This is a genomic window from Komagataeibacter nataicola, from assembly GCF_003207795.1.
GTDB classification, from domain to species: Bacteria; Pseudomonadota; Alphaproteobacteria; order Acetobacterales; family Acetobacteraceae; genus Komagataeibacter; species Komagataeibacter nataicola.
Map to the genome: position 1 here is coordinate 1 of NZ_NIRT01000007.1, position 23810 is coordinate 23810.

20 protein-coding genes are annotated in these 23810 nt (G+C 65.5%); 7 read left to right on the plus strand and 13 right to left on the minus strand.

Annotated features, from left to right (window positions below; translation table 11 throughout):
* Positions 1 to 216 precede the first annotated feature (216 nt).
* From ntrX to dusB, 5 genes are read right to left on the minus strand one after another with little or no spacing between them, the layout of a single operon-like run.
* Complete coding sequence (gene ntrX, locus CDI09_RS05500) at positions 217 to 1608, minus strand: nitrogen assimilation response regulator NtrX (RefSeq protein WP_078526478.1); 1392 nt, start codon at positions 1606 to 1608, stop codon at positions 217 to 219.
* Positions 1598 to 3865, minus strand: a complete 2268-nt coding sequence (locus CDI09_RS05505; RefSeq protein WP_078526476.1) for a sensor histidine kinase NtrY-like — start codon at positions 3863 to 3865, stop codon at positions 1598 to 1600. The genes ntrX and CDI09_RS05505 overlap by 11 nt, the downstream gene beginning before the upstream one ends.
* On the minus strand, positions 3862 to 5316 hold the full coding sequence (ntrC, locus tag CDI09_RS05510; protein ID WP_078526474.1) for a nitrogen regulation protein NR(I): 1455 nt from the start codon (positions 5314 to 5316) through the stop codon (positions 3862 to 3864). Before ntrC ends, CDI09_RS05505 begins: the two co-directional genes overlap by 4 nt.
* A 31-nt stretch (positions 5317 to 5347) precedes the next feature.
* Positions 5348 to 6493 (minus strand): two-component system sensor histidine kinase NtrB, encoded by a 1146-nt coding sequence (locus CDI09_RS05515; protein WP_078526472.1) that lies wholly within the window; start codon positions 6491 to 6493, stop codon positions 5348 to 5350.
* Complete coding sequence (gene dusB, locus CDI09_RS05520) at positions 6490 to 7551, minus strand: tRNA dihydrouridine synthase DusB (RefSeq protein WP_110571211.1); 1062 nt, start codon at positions 7549 to 7551, stop codon at positions 6490 to 6492. Before dusB ends, CDI09_RS05515 begins: the two co-directional genes overlap by 4 nt.
* Before the next feature lie 257 nt (positions 7552 to 7808).
* On the opposite strand from dusB, the gene ispF reads away from it, so the two are divergent.
* Positions 7809 to 8978 carry a 2-C-methyl-D-erythritol 2,4-cyclodiphosphate synthase gene (gene ispF / locus CDI09_RS05525; protein WP_078528040.1) on the plus strand — a complete coding sequence of 390 codons (1170 nt, stop codon included), beginning with the start codon at positions 7809 to 7811 and terminating at the stop codon, positions 8976 to 8978.
* A 117-nt stretch (positions 8979 to 9095) separates the two neighbouring features.
* Here ispF and CDI09_RS05530 read toward each other — a convergent pair whose 3' ends face one another.
* From CDI09_RS05530 to fzlA, 7 genes are all read right to left on the minus strand, one after another.
* A complete protein-coding gene (locus CDI09_RS05530) occupies positions 9096 to 9857 on the minus strand; it encodes an ATP12 family chaperone protein (protein WP_078526470.1) in 762 nt (253 codons plus the stop codon).
* On the minus strand, positions 9854 to 12343 hold the full coding sequence (locus CDI09_RS05535) for an AsmA family protein (RefSeq protein WP_078526468.1): 2490 nt from the start codon (positions 12341 to 12343) through the stop codon (positions 9854 to 9856). Before CDI09_RS05535 ends, CDI09_RS05530 begins: the two co-directional genes overlap by 4 nt.
* Before the next feature lie 31 nt (positions 12344 to 12374).
* Positions 12375 to 13352 (minus strand): RluA family pseudouridine synthase, encoded by a 978-nt coding sequence (locus CDI09_RS05540; RefSeq protein WP_078526466.1) that lies wholly within the window; start codon positions 13350 to 13352, stop codon positions 12375 to 12377.
* Positions 13349 to 14737, minus strand: a complete 1389-nt coding sequence (locus CDI09_RS05545) for a replication-associated recombination protein A (RefSeq protein ID WP_078526464.1) — start codon at positions 14735 to 14737, stop codon at positions 13349 to 13351. Before CDI09_RS05545 ends, CDI09_RS05540 begins: the two co-directional genes overlap by 4 nt.
* A gap of 316 nt (positions 14738 to 15053) precedes the next feature.
* Positions 15054 to 16430: an MBOAT family O-acyltransferase gene (locus CDI09_RS05550; protein WP_078526462.1), complete on the minus strand. Its 1377-nt coding sequence runs from the start codon at positions 16428 to 16430 to the stop codon at positions 15054 to 15056.
* On the minus strand, positions 16431 to 17663 hold the full coding sequence (locus CDI09_RS05555) for a BaiN/RdsA family NAD(P)/FAD-dependent oxidoreductase (protein WP_078526461.1): 1233 nt from the start codon (positions 17661 to 17663) through the stop codon (positions 16431 to 16433).
* Between the two features lie 3 nt (positions 17664 to 17666).
* Positions 17667 to 18335 (minus strand): FtsZ-binding protein FzlA, encoded by a 669-nt coding sequence (fzlA, locus tag CDI09_RS05560; protein WP_078526459.1) that lies wholly within the window; start codon positions 18333 to 18335, stop codon positions 17667 to 17669.
* A gap of 180 nt (positions 18336 to 18515) precedes the next feature.
* Between fzlA and minC the strand changes: the two genes are divergently transcribed.
* The 3 genes from minC (at position 18516) to minE (ending at position 20450) form a co-directional block, all read left to right on the plus strand.
* On the plus strand, positions 18516 to 19250 hold the full coding sequence (gene minC, locus CDI09_RS05565; protein ID WP_110571212.1) for a septum site-determining protein MinC: 735 nt from the start codon (positions 18516 to 18518) through the stop codon (positions 19248 to 19250).
* Positions 19251 to 19362: 112 nt separating this feature from the next.
* Complete coding sequence (gene minD / locus CDI09_RS05570; RefSeq protein WP_078526456.1) at positions 19363 to 20175, plus strand: septum site-determining protein MinD; 813 nt, start codon at positions 19363 to 19365, stop codon at positions 20173 to 20175.
* Positions 20175 to 20450 (plus strand): cell division topological specificity factor MinE, encoded by a 276-nt coding sequence (gene minE / locus CDI09_RS05575; protein WP_078526454.1) that lies wholly within the window; start codon positions 20175 to 20177, stop codon positions 20448 to 20450. The genes minD and minE overlap by 1 nt, the downstream gene beginning before the upstream one ends.
* A 24-nt stretch (positions 20451 to 20474) precedes the next feature.
* On the opposite strand, the gene CDI09_RS05580 is transcribed toward minE, so the two are convergent.
* Positions 20475 to 21149, minus strand: coding sequence for a GntR family transcriptional regulator (locus CDI09_RS05580; protein WP_078526452.1), 675 nt, complete (start codon positions 21147 to 21149; stop codon positions 20475 to 20477).
* A gap of 247 nt (positions 21150 to 21396) precedes the next feature.
* Here CDI09_RS05580 and CDI09_RS05585 point away from each other — a divergent pair, with 247 nt between their 5' ends.
* The 3 genes from CDI09_RS05585 (at position 21397) to CDI09_RS18785 (ending at position 23755) form a co-directional block, all read left to right on the plus strand.
* Entirely contained in the window at positions 21397 to 21963 is a 567-nt protein-coding gene (locus CDI09_RS05585) for a ferritin-like domain-containing protein (protein WP_078526450.1), read from the plus strand.
* Between the two features lie 128 nt (positions 21964 to 22091).
* Complete coding sequence (gene aldA, locus CDI09_RS05590; RefSeq protein ID WP_078528038.1) at positions 22092 to 23540, plus strand: aldehyde dehydrogenase; 1449 nt, start codon at positions 22092 to 22094, stop codon at positions 23538 to 23540.
* Positions 23541 to 23620: 80 nt separating this feature from the next.
* A complete protein-coding gene (locus CDI09_RS18785) occupies positions 23621 to 23755 on the plus strand; it encodes a hypothetical protein (protein WP_257788364.1) in 135 nt (44 codons plus the stop codon).
* Positions 23756 to 23810 lie beyond the last annotated feature (55 nt).

The window sequence follows — 23810 nt, forward strand, 5'->3', positions numbered from 1 at the left end:
CTGCCATGCCTGGAACCAGCTCGTCGATCAACCATGGCGCATCATGTCAATCGGACTGCGCAATTGGGCTCATAGGTTATAGCAATCAACGGTTGGTATTACTTGTTGTTTGTTGGGCGAAGATCAACACGGCACAGTCACGTGTCATGCTACGGCGTTGCCACCATCCGTATCACGGTTCGTTGTCTAGCAGGCATGCGTCAGGTGGGCAAAAGCTCATCCTGCGTTGCGGTCCTCCGATGTTACGCCGAGCTGCTTGAGCTTGCGGTGCAGCGCACTGCGCTCCATGCCCACAAAGCCTGCGGTACGGCTGATGTTCCCGCCAAAACGCAAAAGCTGCGCCTGAAGGTACTGGGTCTCGAACAGGTCACGCGCCTCCCGCAGCGGCAGGCTCATCACATCCTCGTCAGAATCGAACTTGAGCAGCGCGGGCGCCCCCTCCCCCACCGAGGAGGGCAGCATGTCGGCCCGGATGGGGTCGGTGCTGTTGCCCGGCATCATGATGAGCAGGCGCTCCATCAGGTTGCGCAGTTCGCGCACGTTGCCCGGCCACTCATAGCTCTGGAGTGCGGCAATGGCGTCGCCTGAAAGCTCGCGCAGCGGCAGGCCCGCGTTTTCTGCCGCGCGGTCAAGGAACATGCGGGCGAGCTCGGGTATGTCCTCGCGCCGCTCGCGCAGGCTGGGAATGCGCAGCGGCACCACGGCGAGGCGGTAGTACAGATCCTCACGGAAACGCCCGAGCCCGATCTCGGCCTGCAGGTCGCGGTTGGTGGTGGCGAGCACGCGCACATCCACCTTGACCCGCCGCGAGCCGCCAAGCCGCTCGAAGGTCTGGTCCTGCAGCGCGCGCACGATCTTGCCCTGCGTTTCAAGCGGCATGTCAGACACTTCATCAAGCAGCAGCGTGCCGCCATGCGCGCGCTCGAGCACGCCGGTGCGGCGGCCCGCGCCATCATCGCTGCCCTCGATGCCGAACAGTTCTTCTTCAAACCGGCCCGGGGCGAGGGTGGCGCAGTTCAGCGCGATGAACGGCCCCTCGGCACGGCGGGAGCTGGCATGGATCATCCTTGCCGCCACTTCCTTGCCCGTGCCCGCAGCCCCCGAGATCAGCACGCGCGAGCCGGTCGGCGCCACGCGGTCAATCTGGTTGCGCACGGCGGCAATGGCGGCGCTGCGCCCCTCGAGCACGGTGCCCGAGCCCGCGCGCAGGCGCAGCTCGGCATTCTCGCGCGCAAGGCGCGAGGCCTCGAGCGCGCGGCGCACCACCACAAGCAGCCGGTCGGCCTGGAAGGGTTTTTCAATAAAATCGTACGCGCCGTGCTGCAGGGCGGCGACGGCGGTCTCGATGGTGCCGTGGCCCGAGATCATGATGACCGGGACGGACGGCTCCTCCTTGTGCAGCACATTGAGGATGCCCAGCCCATCGAGCCGTGATCCCTGCAGCCAGACATCAAGCACCACCAGCGCGGGCCGGCGCTCGCGGAAGGCGGCGATGGCGGAATCGGAATCGCCCGCCAGCCGCGTCTCATATCCTTCATCGGCCAGAATGCCTTCGATAAGGAGCCGTATATCCGGCTCATCATCGACGATCAGGATTTCATGCCCCATGGTCGTCCTTTATCGGCAAAATCAACGTCGACACAGCTCCCCTGCCCCCGGCATTGTCCTCAAGCCCGATGCTGCCGCCATGATCTTCAAGAATCTTCTTGACGATCGCAAGGCCCAGGCCGGTTCCCTTGGGCTTGTGCGTCACATATGGCTCGGTCAGCCGGGCGCGATCCTCGACCGGCAGCCCGATCCCGTCATCCTCGACGCGCAGGCGAACATGCGCGCCGTCATTTTCCAATGTAATACGGATGTGGCCGATGACGCCATCCCCGCCCGGCGCCACGCCGGGAGCACGCATGGCAATGGCGTCGGCCGCGTTCTGCAGCAGGTTGGTCAGCGCCTGGCCCACCAGCCTGCGGTCGCAGCGCACGATCGGCCCCCGGTCGGGCAGGTCAACATCATAGACAAGCTCGGGGTGGGCGTTGCGTTGCAGGATCAGCGCCTCGCGCACGATGCGCGAGAGGTCCTCGTTGCGCATGACGGGCTGCGGCATGCGGGCGAAGGCGGAAAATTCATCCACCATGCGCCCGATATCGCCAACATGGCGGATGATGGTGTCCACACATTGCACGAACGTATCGGGGTCGGATGAAATCTCGCGCAGGAAGCGGCGCTTGAGCCGCTCGGCGGCAAGCTGGATGGGGGTGAGCGGGTTCTTGATCTCATGGGCGATGCGGCGCGCCACGTCCGCCCAGGCCGCCTTGCGCTGCGCCACCTGCAGGGCTGTTATGTCATCAAAGGTAACCACATAGCCCTCGGCCGAGACACCGGCCACGCTGCCCTGCATTTCCGCGCCGATTCGCACCAGCAGCGTGCTGGCGCGGCCACCCGCGAGCACCTGCACCTCGCCCGTCAGCTCGCGCGCGCCATCATGGGCGATGCGGGCGAGCATGTCGGCAAGTTCGGGCACCACCTCGATGAGCGGGCGGCCCACGCAGTCGGCCATGTCGCGGTGCAGCAGCACGCTGGCCGCCCGGTTGGGCAGCTCGATCATGCGCTGCGAATCCAGCCCGATCACCCCTGCCGAAACACCGGACAGCACGGCCTCGGTAAACCGGCGGCGTTCATTGATCTGGTTGTTGGCCTGGATCAGCTCGGCGCGCTGGGTGGCAAGCTGGGTGGTCATGCGGTTGAAGGCGCGTGACAGGCTGGCCACCTCGTCATCCCGGTCGCCCTCGGGCACGTTGCTGTCGAGATCACCCTTGCTCACCCGCTCCGATGCCAAGATGAGCAGGCCGAGCGGGCGCACGATCTGGTTGGCCAGCATCAGCCCGATCAGGATGGCCGCGCCCAGCACCAGCACCGCCACGAGGGCGAAGATGAGCACGAAGGTGAACTGGATCTTGCCGCGATTGCCATTGAGCCGCTGGTAGTCGGCCACCACCTGCTCGGTGCGGTGCATATGCTCGAGGATGTCGGGATCAACGGGGCGGGCGATCATGAGCATGAGCGGCGGCGTATCGCCCAGCGTCACCACCGCGCGGACGGTCTTTTCATCTGCCGAATCCAGGATCGCGATCTCGTTGGTGCGGGCCATGAGGGTGGCGGCTGGCGGCGGCAGGTCCTTCATGTTGGCCGCGCGCCCCATCAGCCCGCCCGAGGCCACGACCGTGTTGGTGAACGGGTCGTACACCACCGCCACGTCCAGCCCGCGCAGGGTGGCCTGCGAATCCAGCACCTGCGAGAGCGCGTCAGCATTGTGCAGCAGGTCATCGCCCGACCCGGCCAGCGCGGTCTGGGCGCTGACAAGGTAGTTGGCCAGCGAGAAGGCCTCCGTGCGGATATTGGCGTTATGCTCCTGCAGGTAGCCGCGCGAGGTTTCGAGCGCCTCGTTCAGCGCGGTGTTCACCCGGTCGCTGAACCAGATCTGGATGCCGTAATGAAAGAACACGGCGGCAAACGTGCCCACCACGATGGTAGGCGCCACCGCCACGATGCCAAACAGCGTGACCAGCCGCACATGCAGCCGTGCGCCCGCCAGCCCGCTGCGCCGCTCGGCCAGTACGCGGCCCACCTTTTCGGTCAGCGAGGTGGCCAGCAGCAGCAGCACCAGAAAGTTGAGGATGAACACCAGCGCCTGGATCTGCGGGTGATGGGCCAGCGAATTGCCGCCCGACAGCACCACGAAGGTCGCCACCCCCAGCACAAGGGCGAGCAGCACCAGCACCAGAGCCACGTTGCGACGCACGAGCATGTCGAGCATGCGGCGCGCCAGGCGATAGGCAACGCTCGGGCGCGGCGGGGCGGGCGTGGTCATGCCCCCCCGCGCACCACGGGAATATCGAGATCGCGGATCTTCTTGCGCAGCGTATTGCGGTTCAGCCCCAGCATGGCGGCGGCTCGGATCTGGTTGCCGCGCGTGGCCGAGAGCATCATGGAAATGAGCGGGCGCTCCACCTCGGCAATCACCTTGTCATAAATATCGCTCATGGGCATGTCGTCCTGCCCGGCCCCTGCGGCGAGGAAGCGGCGCAGGTGGCGCTCCACCGCTTCGGCCAGGGTTTCGGTGCTGCTGCCCCCCTCGCCCGGCACGCCCGTATTACTGACTTCGGCGAGTTCGGCATCGATGATGTCGGCCCCGATGCTTTCCTGCGGGTGGAGTGCCGTGATGCGGCGCATCAGGTTTTCAAGCTCGCGCACGTTGCCCGGCCACCGATAGGCCTGCAGGCGGGCCATCGCCTCCTCATCAAGCACGCGCACGTTGCCCGCGTCATCGGCGTTCTCGTTCAGGAAATGCCGCGCGAGCAGCGGAATGTCCTCCACCCGCTCACGCAGGGGCGGCAGGCGCATGGGCACCACGTTCAGGCGGTAGTACAGATCCTCGCGGAACGTGCCCTCGCGGATGGCCTGCCGCAGGTCGCGGTGGGTGGCGGCGATGATGCGCACGTTGGCGCGGATGGGCACGGTGCCGCCCACGGTCGTGAACGCGCCATCCTGCAGCACGCGCAGGAGCCTTGTCTGGGCCTCGGGCGGCATGTCGCCGATCTCGTCAAGGAACAGCGTGCCGCCCGCTGCCTGCTCAAAGCGCCCCGCAACCCGGCTCGTCGCCCCCGTAAAGGCTCCGCGCTCATGGCCGAACAGTTCGCTCTCGATCAGGTTGCGCGGAATGGCGGCCATGTTGATGGCCACGAACGGCCCCGCGCGGCGCGGCCCGTAATCATGCAGGGCGCGGGCCACGAGTTCCTTACCGGTGCCGCTTTCTCCCGTAATCATCACGGTCAGGTCCGATGTCGTGAGGCGGGCGATGATGCGGTAGATGTCCTGCATCACCACCGAGCGGCCGATGAGCGACATCTGTTCCTCGGGCCGGGGGGCCACTACCGCGGCCTGCACCGGCATGGCGGGAGTCGCCAGCGCGCGGGCGACGACGGCCAGCACCTCCTTGAGGTCGAAAGGCTTGGGCAGGTATTCAAACGCGCCGCGCTGGGTGGCCTTGACCGCCGTCATGAGCGTGGACTGCGCGCTCATCACCACCACCCGCAGGTCGGGGCGAATGCGGCGGATGCGCGGAATGAGGTCCAGCCCGTTTTCATCAGGCATGACCACGTCGGTAATCACGAGGTCGCCCTCGCCTTCCTCCACCCACTGCCACAAGGTGGAGGCCTGGGCCGTGGCGCGGACCTGATAGCCCGCGCGGCCAAGCGCCTGGCTCAGCACCGTGCGGATGGAACGGTCATCATCGGCAACAAGAATGGTCGGCAGCGACATACGCTATAAATCTCTCAACTCTGGCAGGGCTTCAGGGCGTGCCCCGGTCTTCGGTCACGACAGGCAGGTGCAGCAGGACCTCGGTGCGGCCAGGGCGGCTTTCCACCTCGATCACACCGCCATGGTCGCCCACGATCTTGCCCGCAAGCGCCAGTCCCAGCCCGCTGCCCGTGGTCTTGGTGGTCAGGAACGGCTCGAACAGATGCGGGCGGATGTTCTCGGGAATGCCCGGCCCGTTATCACGCACCGAAACCAGCAGCGGCAGCTGGACGCGCTGGCTGCCCGCCCCGGTGGAAACCCATATGCCGGGGCGGTAGCTGGTGGTGAGCGTAATGAGCGGCGGCGCGTCGCCTTCAGGGTGGTCGTGCAGGGCCTCGGCGGCGTTTTTCACCAGATTGAGCAGCACCTGCACCAGCTGGTCGCGGTTACCCCATACCGGCGGCAGCGAGGGGTCATAGACTTCCTCAAAACGGATATCGGCGGCAAAGCCCTGCTGGGCCAGCCTGCGCACATGCTCGAGCACGCGGTGGATGTTGACCGGCCTGCGTTCGATCGGGCGGTCGCTGAACATGTCCATCCGGTCCACGAGGTCGCGGATGCGGTTGACCTCGTCCTGGATCAGCACGGCAAGCTCACGGTCGGATTCGCCCACCGAGGTTTCAAGCAGCTGCGCCGCCCCCCTTATGCCCGAGAGCGGGTTCTTGACCTCGTGCGCCAAAATGGCCGCCATGCCCGCAACACTGCGCGCCGCCGAGCGGAAAGTAAGCTGGCGGTCAAGCACGCGCACGGCAGAAAAATCATGGAAGGTCAGCGCGACCGAGCCCGGCTCCTCCATTACGGGGGCGCCCTGCACGGTCACGCCCTCATGGCGCAGGCGGGGACTTTCCAGCGTGACCTCGTGCTCGACCACGGTGTGGTCCTGCGCGCGCACCTGCTCCATGAGCAGAAAGAGCGGGCTGTCACCGGGCAGGATGTCGGTCAGGCGCATCTGCACCAGATGCGCGCGCGACATGCCAAAAAACGGCTCGGCGGCGCTGTTGACGTAGCCGATTGCGTTATCGGCGCGCACCACCACCACCGGCAGCGCCAGCGAATCGAGTATGACCCGCCCGTTGCCCGTTACGTTATCGGGGGCGCAGGGCACATGGCCGGCGGGTTCGGGCGGGGTATGGTTCATGCCGCGCGCGCTGCGGCCCTTTCCGCCTCCACGGTGGAGGGGCGCGGCCCGCGCACATGGCCCGCCGCGATCTGCCCGTCATAGAATTCATGGATCATGCCGATCACGCCATCGACCGTGTCCATCCTGTTGACCGCCGCGCGGAACCCCGCCGAACCCGGCAGCCCCGCCGAGTACCATGACACATGCTTGCGCGCGAGCCGCAGGCCGGGATGGGCGCCAAAATGGTCGATCATCATGCCGTAATGCTTCAGCACGATGGCTTTTTCCGCCGGCAGGTCGGGTTCGGGAATATCCTCGCCATGCATGAGCGCGCGCGCCACCTGGGCCAGGAACCACGGGCGGCCATAGCAGCCGCGCCCGATCATGACACCCTGCGCGCCTGAACGCTCGAGCGCCACGCGGGCATCCTCCACACTCAGGATATCGCCATTGACGATAACCGGCAGGTCCACCGCATCGACCACATTGCGCACGAAATGCCAGTCCGCCGTGCCATTATAGAACTGCTGGCGGGTGCGGCCATGCACAGTTACCATGCGAATGCCCGATTCCTGTGCAATACGGGCCAGGGTGGGCGCGTTGAGGCTGTTATGGTCCCAGCCCATGCGCATTTTCAGCGTAACGGGCACATTGACCGCGCGCACCACGCCTTCAAGCAGGCGGCCCGCCTGGGCCTCATCACGCATAAGGGCGGAACCGGCAAGCTGGCCCACGGCCACTTTCTTGACCGGGCAGCCGAAATTGATGTCGATGATGTCCGCCCCGCGATCAACCGCGATCCGTGCCGCCTGGCCCATCGCCTCGGGGTCGCACCCGGCAAGCTGCACCGAATTGGGGCCATCATCGGCCACTTCGGCCATGCGCAGCGTGGTCTCGTTCTCGCGGATCATGGCCCATGACGCGATCATCTCCGACACGACGAGGCCTGCGCCGAGACTGCGCGCCAGCCTGCGGAACGGCAGGTCGGTCACCCCCGCCATCGGAGCCAGAATGACCGGCGCCCTGAGAATGACCCCGCCACCCAGATCAATGGGCGAGAGCAGTTGAGACGACATGAACCCTACTTCCCCGCCGGCTTTCCAGCCGCATGCGGCAACGTGGAAACAGGCCAGCTAGATTATCCATCAAGAATGCTTATGATTTAGGCAGAATACCTGCTCCCGCCGCCCCGTGCAATCAGCTTCGGGGCACGCAACGCACATTTTTGCCCAACCGTGACAACCCAAAAGGACGGGCCGGAACAGCCCCGATAGTGCCCCTGCCCGCGCACAATGCTTGACGCGCGGCCCACATGGCCGCATTGCTCCGCATCATGCGTGTTGCAGCCATTCTTCTCGCCGCGGGCCAGGGCAGCCGGTATAGCGCCCAGACCGCGACCCCCGTCGCCAAGCAGTATGTCACGCTCGGCGGCTGGCCCGTCATCCGCCACGCGGCGGATGCCCTTGCCCCTCATGTCGGCCTCATCCAGCCGGTGGGCGATCCAGCCCTGCTGGCCCGTGCGCTTGAAGGCTTTGCGCCCGAGGGCTGCACGGTCCTGCCCGTGGTGCCCGGCGGCGAGACGCGCCAGGCCAGCGTGCGCGCGGGCCTTGAGGCGCTTGACCGCCTGCCCGAGGCCGAGCGCCCCGAACTGGTGCTGATCCATGACGGCGCACGCCCCTACGTGCCCGCCAGCGTGACCGAGGGCGTGATTGCCGCTCTTGGCGCGCATGCGGGCGTGATCCCCGCCGTGCCGGTGGCTGACACCATCAAGCGCGCGAAGGATGGCATCATTACCGATACCGTGCCGCGCACCGACCTGTTCCGTGCCCAGACGCCGCAGGGCTTCCGCTTTGGCCTGCTGCGCGACCTGCACCGCGCGGCCGAAGCCGCCGATGCCACCGATGACGCCGCCCTGCTGGAAAACGCGGGCCACCCCGTGGCCATCGTGCCGGGTGCGGAAGACAACATCAAACTGACCTACAAGGAGGATCTGGTGCGACTGGAACGCCTGATCGGCCCGACCCTGCTGCCGCGCACCGGCACGGGCTACGACGTGCATGCCTTTGCCGAGAACCGTCCGCTCATCATGTGTGGCATCAACGTGCCCCACACGCGCGGCCTTGCGGGCCACTCCGATGCGGATGTGGGCATCCATGCGCTGTGCGATGCCATTTATGGCGCTCTGGCCGAGGGTGATATCGGCCGCCACTTCCCGCCCAGCAAGAATGAATGGAAGGATGCCGATAGCGCGCGCTTCCTCGTGCATGCGGGCGAACGCATTCGCGCGCGCGGCGGCATGCTGGTCAATGCCGATGTGACGCTGATCTGCGAGCGCCCCAAGATCGGTCCGCATTCCGAGGCGATGCGCGCCCGCCTTGCCGAACTGCTCAAGGTTGATATCGACCGCATCTCCGTCAAGGCCACCACCTCCGAGCGCCTCGGCTTTACCGGCCGCGAGGAAGGCATTGCCTGCCTGGCCAGCGCCACGGTGCTGGTGCCCTGATGTAGGAACAAAACAGACAGTAAATGTTTCCGGGGCCGCTTTTATTTTAATAAAAGCGGCCTTTTTTGAAGCTTTTTGAAAAAAGCTTCACCAAAAAACCTTTATCAATAAAGTATTTTACACGACCCGGCAAAGCTGGAGAAAGCGCGCTGCATCCTCCACTTCCACCGCCTGCAAGCGCAGGGCTTCGAGCAGTTTCGCATCCTCGCCCCAGATGTCCATCTGGCTGCGCTCATCCACGCTGGCAATCTCCGCAGCCCTTGCCGCAGGCAGCGCGCCGGTTGCTACAGCCAGCCCCAGCACGATGCTTTTCATCGCGGGCACCATCACCCCCAAGGCCGCCAGGGTGGCATTATCCATCTGCGTAAGCAGCGCCCGCCACGCGTCATGCACGCCAGGCGACTGCACGAGCGGCATGATGCCCGTCGTCACCGCCATGTCGATGTCATGCCGCGCGCGCAGCCACGCAAGCTGCGGGTTCCACAGCGCCTGCTGCTCGCGGCACAGGGGTGCGGGATAATCGGCGCGGTAACACAGCAGTTCGCCATCCACGTAGTGCAGCAGGGCCGTGACCTGTGCCGCCGGGTCGGGGGCCACGCGCTCGATCATGGTGCCCGCGATGCGCGTCATGGGCAGGTCATCGGGCGTGAAATGGCCGCCCTTTTCCCCGCCAGCCTTTGCCCATTCATCGGCAATGGCCTGTGCGAGCGCGCGCGACGCCACGCACAGCGCCGTGCCGCCGGGCAGGCGGATGCCCCGCCCGTCAAGCTCCACCGTAAAGCCACCATCCGCTACCGGGCTTATTGCGGCCGTAACCCAGAACCGCCTGCGCCTGCCTGCGGTCTGGGGCGTGGGGGGGCGCACGCCATCCTTCATCATTTCAGGATGCCCAGCCCCTTGAGCAGGCCGCCCACCTTCTTCACATCAGGCGCGGCCTTGGAGTTGCCAATCAGGCCAGCCGCGCCATTGGCGCCACCTTCCGCCTTGGGGGCTGCGGTGGTGGGCTCGGGGCCGGTTGCACCTTCACGCGCGGCCTTGAGGGTAGCCGGGCACGGATCGGCCACGGCATTGCTACCCGAAGACCCGCCAAGCAGCAGGCCAATGGCGTAGCGCCCGTCAGAACCCGCATCCATCTTGGGGCGCGGCGCGCTGAGCGTGCCACCCACGCGCAGCGGCACGGAGGCCCCGGTGCCGCTGATCATGAGCTGCGGCACCAGATGCAGGTCAAGCGCCTGCGAGACCATGCCCACCGTGCCCTTGCCGGTTACGGTCAGCGCATTGGTCTGCACGCCGATGGTATCGACATTGGCCGTGCCATCGGCCATGGCCATGTGCAGGCCGAAGCAGCGCAGCGCAATCGGGCCGGAACCCAGCGCGCCACGCGCGGCGTCACCAAGCAGTTGACCCAGCGCGCTGCCGCTGACCGTGCCATTGACCATCGACACGCCCAGATGCCCGTTCATGCCGTTACGCAGTTCGGTGCGGGTGTTGCCCTGCGTCTTGACCGAACCCACAACCTGCAACGCGCCCTGCACCATGTTGGACAGCCCGGCCTTGCTCTCCAGCCAGGCGGCAGGCAGCACCAGCGTGCCGATCGTGCCCGAAACCGTGGGGGTCTTGCCCGCCGTTGCATCCACCTCGAACTGCCCCGACAGGCGGCGGCCCGTGCCCTCGGCCTGCAGGGGGTCAACCTTCAGCACGCCGCTGCGCAGGTTGATGTGGGTCAGGGCGTTGCGGTACGTATCGCCCTCGAATTCCATCTGCGCCACCGTCAGGCGCAGGTCCATGTCCAGCTTGCGCAGCTCATCAAACGGCAGGGCGTCATCATTCGCTTTGGCCTGCGCGGGGGCGGCCGTTACCCCTTGTGCATCCGCCTTCGCAGGCGGGCCCATCAGGGCATCGGCGTTCAGCCAGCTGGCGTCGATCGTGCCACTGACCAGCGGCACCCCGCCCGCGCCACCATGCACGGACAGGTCAAGCCCGCCCTTGAGCGCAAGCTGCGTGCTCTTGACCACCAGATCGGAAAGCTGGAAATGCGCGCCGTTATCCTCGCTCACCAGATGGGTCGAGGCATCGAGATGGTCGAGCACCGCGCCATTGGGCAGCGGCAGTTGCCCCGCCGTGGCCGTAACATTGACCACCGCGCGCGAACCGCCCAGCGTGCCCGCCACCCGCAGCGAGCCCGGATCACCCGACAGGTCGAGCGACAGCGGCAGCGCCTCGGCGAGGTGCGACATCACCGCCGCGTCAAGCTGCTGGAGCGAACCGAGCGTGCCGGTCAGCTTCAGCCCCTTGCCCTGCCACTGGCCCTGGCTGTTGATGGTGACCGCATCCTTCAGCCCCGGCGCATCGATCGACAGGCCCTGCAGGGTCAGGCCCGACAGGTACTGCCCCGCATCGACCGCGCCCGTGTCGAGATGCAGCGAATTGAGCAGCGGCACGCTGCCTTCCTTGTCGGCGGCACTGCCGTCAACCACATTGGCCCTGAGCGTGAGGCGGCGCACGTCGGGCAGGCTCAGTCCGGGCACGAAGGCGTCGATCGCCCTGAGGCTGGCGATGTTGCCATCAACCGTGACGTTATAGCCCTTCATGTGGTCGGGATCGGCCACGGTGCCATCGAGCGCCAGCTGGCCCACCTGCTCGCCGCCGGCCTTGAAGGCCGCCTTGAGCGCCACCGGCCAGCCCGAGCGCGCGGTGGAGGTGAGGTTGATCGAACCCGTATGCCCCGCCAGCGTAAAGCTGCCGGTATCGTTATGGCCCGCCACGTCAATCTCGGGCTTGCTGCCGTCCACGTCGGTCAGGTTGATGTGGTCGAGCACCACCTTGCCCTTGCTGCCCGAAAGGCGGTCATCCCAGTCTACATCGGCATTGCTGATGCGTATGCTGCCGATCTGCACCTTCCAGTCCGACGCCGCCTGCTGGGTCGTGGCATCCGGCTTGGCCGTGGCCTGCGCGCCGGTGGGGGTGAGGCGCCAGTTGGCCATGCCCTGTTCGGTACGCTCAAGGTGGATCACCGGATGGTCAAGCTTCAGGCCATCAAGCTGGATCTCGTGGTGCAGCAGCGCCATCAGCCCCACGCTGGCCTGCAGGCTGTCTGCCGTGACCATGTCGGTATAGGCGCCACCCGCCATGTCCGACAGGCCCACATCCTTCACCGAAAGCGAAAGGGTGGGGAAGACGCTGAACTCAAGCGCCCCCATGCGCACCTTCCGGCCGGTCTGTTTTTCAATCGCGGCGATGGCCTTGGCACGCACGGCATCGGGGTCGAGCATGGATTTGAGCACCAGCCCCCCGCCGCCCGCTATCACCACAAGGGCGACCGCGCCCCCGATCAGGATCCGTTTTGCATTTCCGTTCTGTGCCATTTTTCTTCCTGTCCTGTGGTGCCGGATGGCGCTATTTGCGCCGGGCCGGTGCGGCGGCCGGGGCAACGAACCCGATCTGCCTGAATGTCTCGCGCATGTGAGGCGAAAGTTCGGCCTCGACCACCAGCGTGCCGCCAGTGGGGTGCGGCAGCTCCAGCCTGCGGGCATGCAGGTGCAGCTTATCGGTGAAGCCGGTGACATGCGCCTTGTCACCCCCGTATTTCGGGTCGCCCAGTATGGGGTTGCCCAGCGCCTCGCAATGCACGCGCAGCTGGTGGGTGCGGCCTGTCAGGGGCGAGAGAGCCAGCCACGACATCTTGCGGGCCGCCGCATCAAGCACCTCGTATTCCGACAGGGCATGCACCGCATCCGCATCGCCCCGCTCGGCCACCACGCTGATGGCGCCAGCACCCGCGCCCAGCTTGGTCAAAGGCTGGTCAATGATGCCGGTGGCGGGCGACGGACGCCCCACCACCACGGCCCAGTAAACCTTGCGCACGTCACGCCCGCGGAAGGCGGCAGCCAGCTTGGCGGCAACACCCGGCGTGCGGGCCACGAGCAGCAGGCCCGACGTATCGCGGTCAATGCGGTGGACAAGGCGGGGGCGCGGATCATCGGGGTTTTCACGCAGGCCATCGAGCAGCGCGTCGATATGATGGGTGATGCCGGGGCCGCCCTGCACAGCAATGCCAGCGGGCTTGTTGAGCACGATCAGATGGTCATCGCGGTAGAGCACCATCCGGTTGATCTCGCGCACCTGCCGCTCATCAAGCGGCTTGACCGCAAGCGGCGGCGGGCGGCTGGCGTTGGGGATGGGCGGCACGCGCACGGCCTGCCCCGGCGCAAGGCGGGTGGCGGCAGTGGCGCGCCTGCCATCCACGCGCACCTGCCCCGTGCGGCACAGCTTTTGCAGCGCCCCCTGCGTCAGGTGCGGGTAATGCCTGCGGAACCAGCGGTCGAGGCGGATATCGGCTTCGTCATCGCTGACGGTAAGGGTAACGACACTCATGACCCACGGCTTTCGCGCACTCTGTTCCAACTGTCCAGCCGTCGCGCGACTTCGCGTTCATATCCCCGGTCGGTCGGCTGGTACAGTTTTGGCCTGCGCATGCCATCGGGGAAGTAGTTCTGCCCCGATATGCCGCCCTCCGCATCATGGTCGTATTCATACCCCCTGCCGTAGCCGATATCCTTCATCAGCGCGGTCGGCGCGTTGAGGATATGCGCAGGCGGCATGAGGCTGCCGGTGGCGCGTGCGGCCCGGCGGGCCATGTTGTAGCCCTTGTACACCGCGTTTGACTTGGGCGCCGTGGCCAGGTGCACCACAAGCTGCGCCAGTGCGAGCTCACCCTCGGGCGAGCCGAGACGCTCGAAGGTCTCCCATGCCGCAACCGCCAGCGGCAGGGCGTGGGGGTCGGCCATGCCCACGTCCTCGGCAGCGAAGCGGGTTAACCTGCGGGCAATGTAGCGCGGGTCCTCGCCGCCCTCGAGCATGCGGGCGAACCAGTAGAGCGCCGCATCAGGGTCGGAGCCGCGCAGGGATTTATGCAGTGCCGAGATGAGGTTGTAATGTTCCTCGCGGTCCTTGTCATACAGCGCCGCGCGGCGGGCGAGCAGGCGTGACAGGGCAGCGGGGTCAAGCGGTTCGCGCTGCGGCGGCAGGGCAAGGAGCTGCTCGACCATGTTGAGCAGGTAGCGCCCGTCGCCATCGGCCATGGCGCGCAGCGTGGCGCGGGCCTCGGGCGTGAGTGGCAGGGGCGTGTGGGTGGTGGCCTCGGCGCGGTCGAGCAGCTGCTCCATCGCCGCATCATCCAGCCGGTGCAGCACCAGCACCTGACAGCGCGAGAGCAGGGCGCTGTTGAGCGCAAAGGACGGGTTCTCGGTCGTGGCGCCGACCAGCACCACGGTGCCATCCTCCACCACCGGCAGGAAGCCATCCTGCTGGGCGCGGTTGAAACGGTGGATTTCATCAACAAACAGAAGCGTGCCGCCGCCCGAGGCCGCCGTGCGCCGGGCCTCCTCAAACGCGCGCTTGAGGTCGGCCACGCCGGAGAATACGGCCGAAAGCTGCACGAAGCGCAGGCCCGCGGCGGCGGCAAGCAGGCGGGCGATGGTGGTCTTGCCCACCCCCGGCCCGCCCCACAAAATCAGGCTGGCGAGCGAGCCACGCGCGAGCATCTGCCGCAGGCTGCCATCGGGGCCGAGCAGATGGTCCTGCCCCACCACCTCATCAAGCGTGGTGGGGCGCAGGCGGTCGGCCAGGGGCTGGTTGCGGGCGGGCTGGGCGGAAGGGGCCTGCGGAAACGCGACAGGCCCACGCGCGGGGGGCTGGGGGGCCGTGTTGCCAAACAGGTCCGCCGGGCCATCATCCATGCTGTCTCGCCTGCCTGCCATGTGCTCCTGCCTGTAGGTGGTGCAATCGTGCCCCATTATGGGCTGTATCTGCATAGATTGGAAAGCATCATGACCAATACCAGTCCCGGTTGCATGAGACTGGCGATGGTATCTTGAAAAACGGGATCTTTTGAAGCTTTTTGAAAAAAGCTTAACCAAAAACTTTCATCCGGTTTTTGGCAGGTTTACAGGCTGGCTTTTAAAATTTCATGGATTGAGCAGCGGGCAGCGTGAATACTGAAATACATCCACAGAATAAAAGTTTTTGCATGCCATCTTTTTTTCAAAAAAGTGGCATTATGGAGTGCACAGGCTTTCAGAACTGGAAATAGATGAAGGCCTCCGGCGGCCTGCCACCCACCAGAAACACCAGCAGCACGAAGGCGATCCCCGCCGCCACCGCCAGCCAGGGCGTGGGCCGCACGCGCTCCAGCACCACCTGCTGCGACGCCGGGCCGATCACCGCAAACATGAGTGCAAGAGCCAGCACCACGGGGTGCGCCACCGCCATGCTCCCGCCGCCATGCGCCCCCACCATTCCCGCCAGCATGCGCCCTGCGGTGGGCAGGTCGGCGGCGCAGAACACCACCCATGTCAGCAGCACGAACAGCAGGCTCAGCGCGCAGCCCATGCCGCGCGGCAAAATACGCCCGGTGCGGTCCCACGCATGGGCTGTGGCGAGGGCTGCGCCATGCAGCAGGCCCCAGACCACGAAATTCAGCCCCGCCCCGTGCCACAGCCCGGCCAGCCCCATGGTGGCCATCACGTTCACGGCCTGCCGCGCGGGCGCACAGCGGTTGCCCCCCAGCGGGATGTAGACGTAATCACGCAGGAAGCGCGACAGCGTCATGTGCCACCGCCGCCAGAAGTCACGCACTGATACGGCGCGGTAGGGCGCATTGAAATTGAACGGCAGGCGGATGCCCATCATCAGCGCCATGCCGATCGCCATGTCCGAATAGCCGGAAAAATCGAAATAGATCTGGAGCATGAAGCTCACGGCCGTCAGCCATGCCGCCCCCAGCGCCGGGGCATGGCCCATATGGGCGGCATCGAACACCGGCGCGCACATGCTGCCCAGCGTATCGGCCAGCCCGACCTTCTTGCCCAGCCCCACCAGCAACAGCAGGCCGCCCCGGCCAAGGTTCTCCCACATGGCGGGGCCGCGCGGGCTGGCGTCAAACTGCGGGATCAGTTCATTATGCCGCACGATGGGACCGGCCACGAGTTGCGGAAAGAAGGTCACGAACTCCACAAAATCCGCCAGCCGGTACACCCGCGCCTGCCCGCGCCCGAGGTCAACAAGGTAGGATATTTTCTGGAACACGAAAAACGACAGCCCCAGCGGCAGGATCACTGGCCACGGCGTAGGCACCCGCCCCATGGCGGCCAGCACGCAGCCTGCCAGCCAGCCTGCATATTTGAAGCTAAACAGCACCCCAAGATTGCCCGCAATGCCCAGCCACAGCCAGCCCCGCCACTGCGTGCGCCCCCATAATACGGCAACGCCCTGGCTGAAGCCGGTCATGCCCAGCAGCAGGGGCACGAACCGCCAGTCCCACAACCCATAAAAGAGCAGGGAAGCGGCGATGAGCACGGCTTGGCGCGCGGCCCTGCTGGCGGCTACGGCATAATACAGCCCCAGCACCAGCGGCAGGAAGATGAGCAGGAAAGGCTGGGCTGCAAACAGCATTCAGCCGCGACGTTCGGCCACGGCCTGCCCCGCCGCATGCCCGCTGGCCCAGGCCCACTGGAAGTTGTAGCCCCCCAGCCAGCCGGTCACATCCACCGCCTCACCCACCATGAACAGCCCCGGCACGTCGCGCGCCTCCATATCGCGTGAGGAGAGGCAGGCCGTATCCACACCGCCGCGCGTGACCTCGGCCTTTACGTAGCCTTCCGTGCCATGCGGGTTGAGCCGCCAGGCCCCAAGCACGCCAGCCGTATCGGCCAGCACCGAATCGGGCAGGCCCGCAAGCTGGCCCTCGGGCAGGCAGGACCGCGCGAAAAGCTGCGCCAGGCGCTGCGGCAACAGCATGGACAGCATGGCCAGGCCGCCCGCGCGCGGGCGGTCGCGCTTGATCTCGAGCAGCCGCGCCGCCGCATTGACGCCGGGCAGCAGGTCGATCTCGAGCGCCTCGCCCGGCTGCCAGTATGATGACGCCTGCAAGATGGCAGGCCCTGACAGCCCGCGATGGGTGAACACCATGCCATCGCGGAAGGTGACATGCCGCGCCTGCCGCCCTGCCCCGTCATGGCAGGCAATGCCCACCGTAACCGAAAGCCCGGCCAGCGGTTCCATCCACTCCCGGTCGCGCGCGCCAAAGGTCAGCGGCACGAGGGCGGGCGCGGGGGCCACCACGCGCAGGCCGAAGCGCCGGGCAAGGTCATGCGCCAGCCCCGTGGCGCCGAGCTTGGGAATCGACAGCCCACCCGTCGCCACGATCAGGCTCGGCGCATGGAATACGCCATGGTCGGTCTCGACGCGGTACTGCCCCGCCCCGTCCCGCGCCACGTCGATGATGCGGTTTGACAGGCGCATTTCAACGTGGCCCGCAGCACATTCGCGCATGAGCATGTCCACGATGTCGCGCGCCGAGCGGTCACAGAAGAGCTGGCCTGCCGCCTTCTCGTGCCACGGAATGCGATGGCGCTGCACAAGGGCGAGAAAATCGGCGGGCGTGTACCGCGCCAGCGCCGATTTGGCAAAATGCGGGTTGGCGGACAGGAACTGCCCGGCACCCGCATCCATGTTGGTGAAGTTGCACCGCCCGCCGCCGGAGATGAGAATCTTGCGCCCCGCATGCTGTGCATGGTCAAGCACCACAACGCGCGCCCCGCCCTGCCCCGCCGTGGCGGCAGCCATGAGGCCCGCCGCCCCCGCGCCCAGCACGATGGCGTCATGGCCGCCTTCCTGCGCCGTCATGCGTTAGAAATCCAGGTCCGCGTAATGGGCGGGCGGCGTAAAGCCTGAAATACGGTCCTGCAGCACGGAGCGGAAGCAGGGCCTGCTCTTGACGCGGGCATACCAGTCCTTGGCGGCAGGCGCGCGCGACCAGTCCACGTCATCAAGGAAATCGAGGCACGACAGGTGGGCGGCTGCCGCAAAATCAGCCAGCGAGAGCTGGTTGCCCGCCAGCCACCGCCGCGTTTCCGCCAGCCAGTCGATATAGGCGAGGTGGGTGCGGATGTTGGCATAGCCCGCCCGCAGCGCAGCCCCATCGGGGTTGCCGGTGCCGGAGATGCGCTTGTACACCTTCTCGGTCAGCAGGTTGCGCGAGACGTCGCGGCCGAATTTCTCGTCAAACCACACCACCAGCCTGCGTACCTCCACCCGCTCGGCCAGCGTGCGGCCAAGCAGCGGGGTGTCGGGATAGGCTTCCTCAAGATATTCGCAGATCACCCACGAATCCGGGATGCACAGCCCGGTGTCTTCCTGCAGCATGGGCACGGTGCCAGCGGGGTTGCGGTCGAGGTAGTCGGGGCGCTGTTCCCACACCCGCTCGATCTTGAGTTCAAACGGCAGCCGTTTTTCGCCCATCACGAGGCGAACCTTGCGGCAATAGGGCGAAAGGGGAAGGTGGTACAGGATGCGCATGTTCCCGCTTTATTGCATTGCCACGCCCTTCGCCAAGCCCCGAGTGCGCGCATGGGCCCGCATCACAGAAAAACCCGCCGTGCATACCCTTAAAGAGGCAGGATTTTCTCGACAGTCGGAGCCCGGCGCGGTAGCTGGAAACAGACAGGCCCCATTGACCCAGAGCAGGACAGGAACACGTTGCCAGACGAACTGCGTCCCACACCCAAGATCCGTGCTCGTGGCCGATCCTTTCTGGCCCTGGTGCTCTCACCCGAACCCCTGCTGGCCGACTGGCTGGCAGGCCTTGATGCCCAGATCGCGCGATCGAGCGCCTTCTTCGCGGGCAAGCCGGTCATTCTCGACCTCTCCCTGCTCGAAGCAGGGACCGAAGGGCTGGCCGAGCTTTACCCGGCGCTGCGCGCGCGGGGCATCCGCATCATCGGAATCGAAGGCGGCGACACCAGCTGGCCCGCCTGCGCCGGGTGGGACTGGCCCGCGGGCTTCCAGGGCGGGCGGGCCTCGGGTGCGGTAGAGATCCCTGACGATACCACGCCCGCGCCCCCCGAGCCACCACGCGGGGGCTCACTGCTCATCGAGCAGCCGATCCGCTCGGGCCAGGTTATCATGAACCCGGATGGCGACATCATCATCCTCGGCTCGGTCGGCTCGGGGGCGGAGGTGACGGCAGGGGGGTCGATCCACGTCTATGGCCCGTTGCGCGGCCGTGCGATAGCAGGCATGAACGGCCAGCCCGATGCCCGCATCTTCGCCCATTCCATGCAGGCCGAACTGCTGGCGATCGACGGTTATTACATTACCGCCGATGAAATCGATCCGCGTTATGTTGAAAAACCGGCGCAGATCATTCTCAATAATGACACACTTGTGGTCCAGCCGCTTGTGCCGCCCACCCTCAGGGGCCGCAAACCCTGATACTTATACCCCGCCCCCGTTGCGCTTCATGCGTGCCCATCCATATTACAACCGTATTCATCAGGTCATGAACAAGAAAACACCCCCCAAAAGCGCACAAGGAACTACCCCCATGGCAAAAGTGCTGGTTGTCACATCCGGCAAGGGCGGCGTCGGCAAGACAACGTCCACGGCGGCACTCGGCGCGGCGCTGGCACAGACAGGCCAGAATGTGGTGGTGGTCGATTTCGATGTCGGGCTGCGTAACCTCGACCTGGTCATGGGGGCCGAGCGGCGCGTGGTGTTCGACCTGATCAATGTCATCCAGGGCGACGCCAAGCTCTCGCAGGCGCTCATCCGCGACAAGCGGATCGAGACACTGTCCATCCTCCCCGCCTCGCAGACACGCGACAAGGATGCGCTGACCGCCGAGGGCGTGGCCAGCGTGATGGCGCAGCTGCGTGAAAAGTTTGACTGGGTGATCTGCGACAGTCCCGCCGGGATCGAGCGCGGCGCGCAGCTGGCCATGCACCATGCCGACCACGCCATTGTGGTGACCAACCCCGAGGTCTCGTCGGTGCGCGACAGCGACCGCATCATCGGCATGCTCGACAGCACGACCGAGAAGGCCAGGAACGGTGGCAAGATCGAGAAACACCTGCTGCTGACCCGCTACGACCCCGCCCGCGCCGCCCGGGGCGAGATGCTGCGCATCGAGGACGTGCTCGAGATTCTGTCCATCCCGCTGCTTGGCATCATTCCTGAAAGCGAGGAAGTGCTCCGCGCCTCCAACCTCGGCGCGCCGGTCACCCTGAGCAGCCCCGACAGCCCCCCCGCCCGCGCCTATGCCGAAGCCGCGCGCAGGCTGGAAGGCGAGAAGCTGGAAGTGACCGTGCCGGTTGAACGCAAGGGGCTGCTGGCACGCCTGTTCAAGGGGAAAAGCTGATGAGCCTGTTTGGGTCCTTCTTTGGCCGCAATACCAAGACCTCGGCTCCTGTCGCGCGCGACCGCCTGCAGATCCTGCTGGCCCATGAACGCACCGGCAGGGGTAATGAATCCGACCTGCTGAACAAACTGCAGGCCGAAATTCTTGAAGTGATCAAGCGGCATATCGCCGTTGATCAGGACAAGGTTCAGGTCAAGCTGGACCGGGGCAATTCCGTCTCGATGCTCGAAATCGACATCGAAGTGCCGCAGATGCGTCCATCAGGCCAGCCTTAAGGCGGCCCCTGGCAGCCCCGCCGGTTACGACAGGCGGGGCTCGATCCAGCGCCGCGCATGCTCGAAATCACGCGTGACCGCAGCCTGGGCCGCCGTGACATCACGCTGGCGCAGCGCCGTAATCAGGTCTTCATGCGGGTGGGTGCGGCCTTCGTGCTCGGCCTGGATCATCGGGCGCGACAGGGCGTAGATCGGCCCGATACGCATCCACAGGTTGCGCAGGATGTTTGCCGTAAGCGGCAGTTCGGCCAGGGCTGCGACCGTGGTGTGAAAATCCGCGTTGAAAGCCGCCATGCCGCCGTCATCACGCGCGCGGGAGGCATCCATGAACTGGTGCTGCAGGATGACCAGCGCCTCGATGCCATGGGTTGAGGCGCGCTGGGCGGCAGCGGCGGCAAGGCGCATTTCAAGATCCATGCGCAGGTCATGGATCTCGGCAAAACTGCGCTGGGTCATGGCGGGCACGATGGCGGTGTTACGGTCGTTGAGTTCCAGCGCATGTTCGGACACAAGCCGCAGCAGCGCCTCGCGCACCGGCGTAGGGCTCAGCCCCAGTTCAGCGGCAAGCGGGCGCAGGACCAGCCGTTCGCCAGAGCGATACCGGCTACGGATCAGCCCACGGCGCACATGGTCATAGGCTTCCTCGCTCAAGGCGCGGCGGGGAAGCTTTTCGGGCTGGCCTGCGGTGAATGCTACCATGCGCTTGAGTCATCCTTAATGCAAATAGGTCTTATTAATTCAGATCAATAATGATCTGCACGTGAATGGCAACGCCTGTGCATGCGAAAAACCTGCCTTAACCCCCATTTTCTCAGGTTTATGGGCGTTTTGTCATGAAAGGCGGCCCATTTGGGGGGAACCGCGCGCTCTTTCGGCCCGTTACGTCAGCAACCCCTTTCAACTGGCCTGCAACATGTGCAGGCCGCCACATACAGGGAAACCCATCATGGCCGATGTTGCTGAAAACACGTTCCTGACCGACGTGAAAACCCTGCGCGAACGCGCGAAGAAAGCAATCGAAAAAGGCGCGCTCACCCCCGCCTATCAGGGCAATGTGCAGACCGCCATCGACCTGCTGCAGACCGTGGTGGCGACCGAGCTTGTATGCGTGCTGCGCTATACGATGCATTCCATCTCCGTCGAGGGCATTACCAGCGAAAGCGTGGCCGCCGAGTTCGCCACCCACGCCAAGGAAGAACGTGCCCATATGATGTGGGCTGCCGCGCGCATTGACCAGCTTGGCGGCGTGCCCAACCTCTCGCCCGAGGGGCTGGCCACCCGCTCCGCCAGCGAATACGGCAATGGCGGCAATCTTGTTGAGATGGTGCGCCAGAACCTGGTGGCCGAACGGCTGGTGATCGAGCATTACCGTGAACTGATCCGCTATTTTGCCGATCACGACCCCACAACGCGCATCATGCTTGAAAAGATCCTGGCGGAAGAAGAAGAACACGCAACCGACATGCACGACCTGCTCGTGGCCCATGAAGGGCGTCCGTTCCTGGAATCCTGACCGCATTTCCTGCCTGTCGCCCTGTGCGCATCCATCCACCCTGCCCCGCACCCGCGGGGCGGGCAGCCTTGCCGCGCGTATCATACCCCCCGACCCGAACATGGAGGAACCAGACCATGAACCAGATCATGTCCAAACCGAAAACCTACGACCTGTTCATCGGTGGTGAATGGAGCGCGCCCGGCACGCCCGAGCGTGACACCATCCACAACCCCGCCACTGGCGATGTACTGGCCAAGGTGGCCGTAGCCAGCGAGGAAGATGTCAACCGTGCGCTACAGACCGCGCAGAAGGCTTTCCCCGCATGGAGCCGGCTGGTTGCGACCGAGCGGGCTGATTACCTGTACCGCCTGATCGACCTCATCAAACGCGACAGTGAAAAGCTGGCCCGCATCATCACCTCCGAAAACGGCAAGCCGCTCAAGGAAGCCCGCATCGAGGTCAATTTCGCCATCCAGCTCATCCGCTTTGCCGCCGAGAACGTGCGCAGGCTTGAAGGCAACATCATTCCCGGCAGCCGCCCCGGCGAGAAGATCCTGATCGAGAAGATCCCCCACGGCGTGGTGGCGGGCATCTCGGCATGGAATTTTCCGCTGGCACTCACCGCACGCAAGCTTGGCCCGGCGCTTGCCGCAGGCAACACGTTTGTCATCAAGCCGCATGAACTCACCCCGCTGGCCACCTTCGCGCTGGCCGAACTCTCGGTCGAGGCGGGCTTCCCCAAAGGGGTGTTCAATGTCGTGACCGGCGGCGGGGCCACGGTGGGCAATGCGCTCGTGACCAACCCCATCACCAAGCTCATCACCATGACCGGCAGCACGCCCGCGGGCCGCAAGATCATGGCCGCCGCCTCGGAAGGGCTGAAGGAAGTGCGGCTTGAACTCGGCGGCAAGGCCCCGTTCATCGTGATGGAGGATGCCGATATTGAAAAGGCGGTGGACGCCGCCGTGGCCGCTCGCTTCATGAATTGCGGGCAGGTCTGCACGGCCAACGAGCGCACCTATGTACATACGGCCGTGTATGATGAATTCCTCAGGCGCCTGCGTGAGAAGGTAGCCGCGCTGAAAACCGGCAACCCGCTTGATGAAGCCACCGACATGGGCCCCAAGATCAGCGCCGCCGAACTCGAAAAGGTCGATGCGATCGTGCAGAAGGCCATCAAGCAGGGTGCGAAGGTCGAACTCGGCGGCAAGCGCCTGACGGGTGGCGCGTATGACGCGGGCAACTTCTACGCCCCCACCCTGCTAACGGGTGTGACGGCGGATATGGATATTGCGCAGAACGAAGTCTTCGGCCCTGTGCTGTCGCTGATCCGGGTAAAAGACTTCGATGATGCCATCGCCCAGGCCAACAACTCGCGCTATGGCCTGTCGGCCTACATGTTCACGCAGAACCTCAGGAACATCATGCGCATGACCAGTGAGCTCAACTTTGGCGAGATCTACGTCAACCGCGAAGGCGGGGAAGCGGCGCAGGGCTTCCACCACGGTTATGGCGATAGCGGCATTGGCGGCGAGGACGGCCAGTACGGGCTTGAAGCCTATGTCGATACCAAGACCGTCTATCTCAACGCATAAACAGCACCGGCGGACCCTACGCGCCATGGCGGCCCGGAGCAGTCCGGGCCGCCTTTGTTCATGCTTGTAACCAACCTACAATGACCCGGACGGGTCTGTTATGGAGTGCGGCGAGGTGGTCAACCGGCAAGGCCGTTGCCTACACCGATGACCGCCTTGCGGCACCGGACCCGCTCTATGGTTTTGCGTTCACGACGGATGGCGACCAAGCATGATGATGGAGACAATATGTCCCCCGTAACCATCATGACATGGCGGTACCTGGAGCAT